7 protein-coding genes are annotated in these 5927 nt (G+C 34.6%); all 7 read left to right on the forward strand.

Going from position 1 to position 5927, the window contains the following annotated elements:
• The first annotated feature begins 131 nt into the window (after nt 1-131).
• Nucleotides 132-1070, forward strand: coding sequence for a reverse transcriptase domain-containing protein (locus tag JM172_RS23735; RefSeq protein ID WP_250886866.1), 939 nt, complete (start codon nt 132-134; stop codon nt 1068-1070).
• 44 nt (nt 1071-1114) lie between these two features.
• Entirely contained in the window at nt 1115-1459 is a 345-nt protein-coding gene (locus JM172_RS25005) for a group II intron maturase-specific domain-containing protein (RefSeq protein WP_352224127.1), read from the forward strand.
• A 458-nt stretch (nt 1460-1917) separates the two neighbouring features.
• On the forward strand, nt 1918-2211 hold the full coding sequence (locus JM172_RS23740) for a hypothetical protein (protein WP_214484859.1): 294 nt from the start codon (nt 1918-1920) through the stop codon (nt 2209-2211).
• A 442-nt stretch (nt 2212-2653) separates the two neighbouring features.
• A complete protein-coding gene (locus tag JM172_RS23745; protein ID WP_214484860.1) occupies nt 2654-3127 on the forward strand; it encodes a MerR family transcriptional regulator in 474 nt (157 codons plus the stop codon).
• The gene (locus JM172_RS23750; protein ID WP_214484861.1) at nt 3108-3530 is read left to right on the forward strand and encodes a hypothetical protein; all 423 of its coding nucleotides are present in this window, start codon (nt 3108-3110) and stop codon (nt 3528-3530) included. The genes JM172_RS23745 and JM172_RS23750 overlap by 20 nt, the downstream gene beginning before the upstream one ends.
• Nucleotides 3531-4156: 626 nt before the next feature.
• Nucleotides 4157-4690 (forward strand): sigma-70 family RNA polymerase sigma factor, encoded by a 534-nt coding sequence (locus tag JM172_RS23755; protein WP_214484862.1) that lies wholly within the window; start codon nt 4157-4159, stop codon nt 4688-4690.
• 11 nt (nt 4691-4701) lie between these two features.
• Complete coding sequence (locus JM172_RS23760; protein ID WP_214484863.1) at nt 4702-5676, forward strand: DUF4179 domain-containing protein; 975 nt, start codon at nt 4702-4704, stop codon at nt 5674-5676.
• Nucleotides 5677-5927: the final 251 nt, after the last annotated feature.

Here is a 5927-nt window from a genome sequence, read left to right on the forward strand (position 1 = left end):
TGCCGTTGTAGGGAGTCGGATAGCAGCGTAGTACCAATGAAGTTGGGTAATGCCGATGGAGGAAAGGCTGCTACCTAGTTATTAACCTTACTAGAGACACATTTACTACACACAGAGGTAGGTTATATTAAATGGAAACAAAATTACTAAGGATAGCAGAATTAGCTAAATCTAATCCTAAAATGAAATTCACATCACTTGCACATTTATTAAATAAGCAAGCACTATCTCAATGTCATCATGAACTACCCAATAGGAAAGCAACTGGGATAAACGGTACAACTAAAGAGAAATACGGTGAAAGTTTAGAAGAAAACCTAGATGATTTAGTAAGCAGACTTAAAAGGAAAAGCTATCGTCCTGTTCCAGTAAGGAGAATGTATATTCCGAAGGTCAATTCAAGCAAGAAAAGACCATTAGGAATACCAGAACATGAGGATAAAGTTGTTCAAAAAGGTATAACGAAGATTCTAAGTGCCATCTATGAGAATGATTTTCTAGACTGTTCCTTTGGGTTCCGTCCAAATCGTAGTTGTCATGATGCTTTGAAGATACTGAACTTCTATATTGAAAAGAGGTCAGTAAATTATGTAGTAGATGTCGATATTAAAGGATTCTTTGACAATGTTGACCACACATGGATGATGGAGTTCTTAAAACTACGAATTGCTGACCCTAGCCTACTAAGAATAATTGGTAGATTTCTCAAAGGTGGGTATATGGAGGAAGGAAAGAAATACAAAACAGACAATGGCACACCGCAAGGTGGGGTAATATCTCCTGTATTAGCTAATGTGTACCTCCATTATGTGCTCGATTTATGGTTTGAGATAAAGGTCAAGAAACAATGTAAGGGACAGGCATATATAGTAAGGTATGCAGATGATTTTGTGTGCTGTTTTCAATATAAGAGCGAAGCCCTAGAATTCTTCAAATCACTAAAATATAGATTAAAGAAATTTAACTTAGAAATGGCCGAAGATAAGACCAAAAAATACCCTTCGGGCGGTTTGCAGAAAAAGACGCAAAACAAAATGGAAAAAGTAAACCTGAAACTTTTGATTTCCTAGGGTTTACTCACTATTGCAGTAAAAGTAAACAAGGTAAATTTCGGGTGAAACGGAAATCAAGTCGGATGAAAGTCCAAAGTAAATTGAAAGAGTCTAAAGACTGGTTGAAGAAGAATAGAAATAAATCTATTCATATAATCATGGATAGATTTAGACGCTCACTTATAGGGTATTACAACTATTATTGCATTACAGATAATACAATAAATGTTAGTACTTTCAAAGACGGAATTGAGAAATTACTGTTTAAATGGCTCAATAGAAGAAGTCAAAGGAAATCTTTTACTTGGGATAAATTCAGGCTATTTCTTGATAAATATCCACTACCTTCACCAAGAGTTAAAGTGAATATATATGATTTAAGAAAAGAGATTAGCTATATTCTGTGAATGATGATTAGGAGGAGCCGTGTGCATTAATAGTGCAAGCACGGTTCTGTGAGGGGGTGGAGTACAATTTACCGTAAGGTAGAAAGACTCCATTCTACTCGACTTCAGAAATAATTCCGAAAAGCGTCTTTCTTTATGTATGGCTATTCTCGTAAAGATTGTTTCTTTAGAAATCACAAAGAATAATTTACTTGGTATTATGAATGTAAGGATTTTTTTTAATGAGACTGAGTATAGCTTAGACATAGATACAATCAACCGAGGAGATAAAAATGAAGAAGAACAAAAAGATTATGCTGTATATTTTAAGTGCTGCAATTATGGAATTTTGCATTTTTGAATTTATAAATTCTACTCTTTACAGGGGTGTCTTTAATATGGGTATATTAATTCCCTTTCTGACGACTGTGGTTTATTTCTCATACCTTTATTTGATACAGGGATCGATGAGAAAAAGGATGAAGCCATCTTTAATCATATTATTTATTATTCCTTTATTACTCTTTATCTTTTTCAGACCGACCTACACTTTTGAACAGGCTAAACAATTGGTTTATGAAAGTGGGTATGACGTGTCTGGCATTGTTGTACAGAATGAAGAAAGGTACAGAGATACGGTTCCTATATACACGGAAGATACGCGAATCTTTATTGATTATAGGAATTACCATTTTGAAGTGGATGGAAGGTACTTTTTAGTGAACCCTCGTTCAGGTGTAGTTATTGAGATGGAACAACCTTATTGGCACTAACCTATCAAGATTATGGTAAAATCAATTTCGATCCCTTTTTAATTTATAAGAAATAATAACTATTCCAGTAATATGGTAAATCCAAGAGATACTAGTATATTTGGATTGAAATTTACAATTCCATTAACCTTCACTGGATTAAGGGATATATCACGATAGAAAATGAACTAATAATGAAATTAATAACGACAATGATTAATGAGTCTATTAGTTTTTTCCCAACCTGAGAATTGTTATTCCACATTATGGCGCATATCTGAAATATAGATATGTGCTATTATTCATTTTAGGGGCAGATTACGTAATAAAGTTTATTAACAGTAAGATAAATATTATTGATAAAAAATACAATCAAAATACCTTTATAAATAATACTCAAACTATTTAAAAAAATCGGAAAACTACTTGACATTGGAGTCAACTCAAATGTTATTCTGGATTCATGGAAAAACTTTATTCTATACAAGAGGTTTCGCAGATACTTGGGATGTCCAAAGATACACTTCGGTATTATGACCGGATTGGGATCGTCTCGCCGTTTCGGAAAGACAATCGGTATCGCATGTATTCGAGGGATGACCTCATTGACTTGATGAATATTCATATCATGCGGTATGCGGACTTTACTCTTGAAGAAATCAAGGGTAAATTGGGTTTCCGAAAGATGGATAATATCGATTCCACATACTGCGAAGAGGTTGCTGCATTTCTCGATGCTAAGAACGCAGAAACACGCAAGAAGATTATCCATCTGGAAAAGGTCAGTCGGTTGCTCAATATAGCAGCCGAAACGTTAAGGGATTTTAATAACGAAAGCGATCAACGGTTAGCAGAATTCGTTCGCGAGCTTTACGAGGATATCCGAGAGAATGAACCGGGAATTTCTATGGAGGGTTGTGATCAACATCAAGGTTAGGAATTTTTATTATCTGATTGCTGGCGTTCTTGCGATTCTGTTTGCCGTCACGCATGCATGGAACGGGTATTCCACTGTGCTGCCGATGCTCGACATTAGCGCGATGTCCATGGATTCTCGAGTGGTATTCACGTATGTTTGGCACATTATAACGGCGGAAAATCTGGTCTTCGGCATCGCATTCATTTACATGTCATTCCAAAGTGAGCGATCGAAGATCCGTTTTGCCGCATGGATGATCTCGGCGATCCTGATCGTCCGACTGATGGTCATTCTTGGTGTAACGGCATTACTTGACGTATTGGCTCTTACGGATACGATTATAGATTCGATTGCCATCGTAATCTATGTTGCCTTAGTCATACTAGGCACAACAATGAAGAAAAAACATGCCCGTGGTTAACTCTACAGTAACAGAGAAGTCCGAATGTGGCTAAAAATAAAGTCACGATATTTGTAAAAAAGATGCGATACATTTGTTAATGAAGTGTAGAGCAATGAAACTGTCCATCATGCGTGCAAAGCAACTATTGCGGGTATGGAGAGAATCAGCACCTTTAAACCAATGGGAGGAAAGGACATTTACTAATATTCAGCAATATGGCGCAAGAATCTAGTAAAGGGGCATACCAGTTACCTAAATAATAAGGAAAATGAATGATTGAGATCATAATACGATATGGCGCGATTACAGAGCAATAAGCATTTACTTTTTTATTAGGAGGTCCGAATAGTTGTATAAAAGGTAGGATGTAAATAATTTAGAAACCCAGCTAATCTTCTCTTGTGAAGGTAAGCTGGGTTTTTAAAATTTGAATGGGAAAATAACACATAATACAATCAAATTATTGAACTAAGTGAAAGGTTTTTTGTTAATTATATATCAAATACCATTAAACTTATTTTGTGGTGTTTTCTTTAATGAGCTAAAAGTAGATTTTTTATGAAAGTATATATTTCCTGATAGATTTATCGTATTCATTTCGTATTACATAGTAGGTACCAATAATCATCGGGAGGGTTGGACAATTGAACATCACAGAGAACAATGTTGTACAACAAATAAAGAGGAAAAATGAAAAAGCAATTACTTTTATTATTAATCAGCATGGCGGTTTACTTACAGCTATTATTAAACGTCATGTAAATTATCATCAGCAAGATTATGAAGAATGCCTTGATGATGTTTTATTATCGATATGGAACAATATAGATTCCTTCGATACTACGAAAAATTCATTTAAACAATGGATTGCAGCGATTGCAAAGTATAAAGCAATTGACTATCAAAGGAGACAACTCACTATACAAAATCAGCAATTTTCAGTTTCAGATATTGATGAATCCATGGTAATGACAAAACAGTCACCAGAAATAAGCTTTGTTGAGGATTTACTTGAACAGTTGTCGTGTAGTGAAAGGAAAATATTCGAAAAATATTATTTAGAAGGCACTCCTTCAAGTGAAATAGCAAAAGAATTTGATGCTAAAGAGTCTTGGATTTATAACAAGCTTTCCAGAGGGCGTAAAAAGCTTAAACGTTTTTCAAAAAATAAAGTTTGAGGAGTGAGAATATGTCAATTTATAAAGATTTAAATAAAATAAACATGGATTTAGAGCAGTATGAAGAACAAAACCTTACGGATTTCGAAAAGAAGAAATGGGAAAAGCGTATATTAAAAAAAATAAGAAAACAAAATCCAAGTCACCTGAAGAAATATCTAGGTGTTACAGCCGTAATTACTTTAGCAGCGGGTATTTTATTGAGTACTAGTATGGTGTCTGTTGCAGATATGCCATTTATTGGTGGTTTGATTGAAGACTATAGAGGAAGTAAGGAAAAGGTAGATTATGACCTATATAAAACGGCCGTGGGTACTACTGCTGAAAATGGGTACGGCAAAATGACATTGAATGAAGTGTTAGTTGATGGTGGCCGATTATTAATCAGTTCCACTTTCGAGCCGGCAAAAGGGATTGACTTTGACTATCAAATGCATCCAATGCCAAAAGTGCTAATAAATGGACAGAACCTAACTTCATCGACAGGTGGGCAATCTATAGAATTAAATAATAGTATGTTTACGTTTTATAATGATGTTGAACTTACAGAGGTCCCTATCGGTGAAACGATTCGATTCCATATTGAGTATGATCACTTAGATTATGAGTTGCCAATGAAATATCCTTGGGTTTTTGATATTGAAGTTCCAACTGAACAGTTAGCAGTAGAAAGTAAAACGATTCCATTCAATCAAGAAATACAGATTGGAAATGGACAATCCATTCGTTTAGATAAAATGATCGCAACGCCAATATCCACTGTACTCTATTACGACTCGCAAGAGCAGGAAAATAATATACAATTTAAAATCATAAGTGAATCAGGAGATGAAATACTACCATACTCTAGTCATGTTAATCCTGAAGAGTCTAATAATCGATACACAGCAATTGATTTACAATCAGAGAAATACTATATAGTACCGTTTGAAGAATCAGAAGAGTCAAGTAAAGTATGGGATCAATCTATACCAATTAATCCATGATAATGATTAAACGATATGGGCTTTAGTTGAATATGACCAATAATAAAGTCAATTCTTTAAAAGAAGGAAATCGGCTTCTTATTTCCTCGATTTTCTATGTGTACAAATTTAAAATACTAGATGTACCCCTTACAGGGGTTGATCTGTAGCTTAAACCTTCAAAACTTATCTTCAACAATATGGCGCTTTTCAGAAACTATACTGAAAAGCGTCTTTCTTTATGTTTTGGGTAATATTGTTTAAACTAAGAA

The sequence above is a fragment of the Bacillus sp. SM2101 genome (assembly GCF_018588585.1).
Taxonomy (GTDB): domain Bacteria; phylum Bacillota; class Bacilli; order Bacillales; family SM2101; genus Nanhaiella; species Nanhaiella sioensis.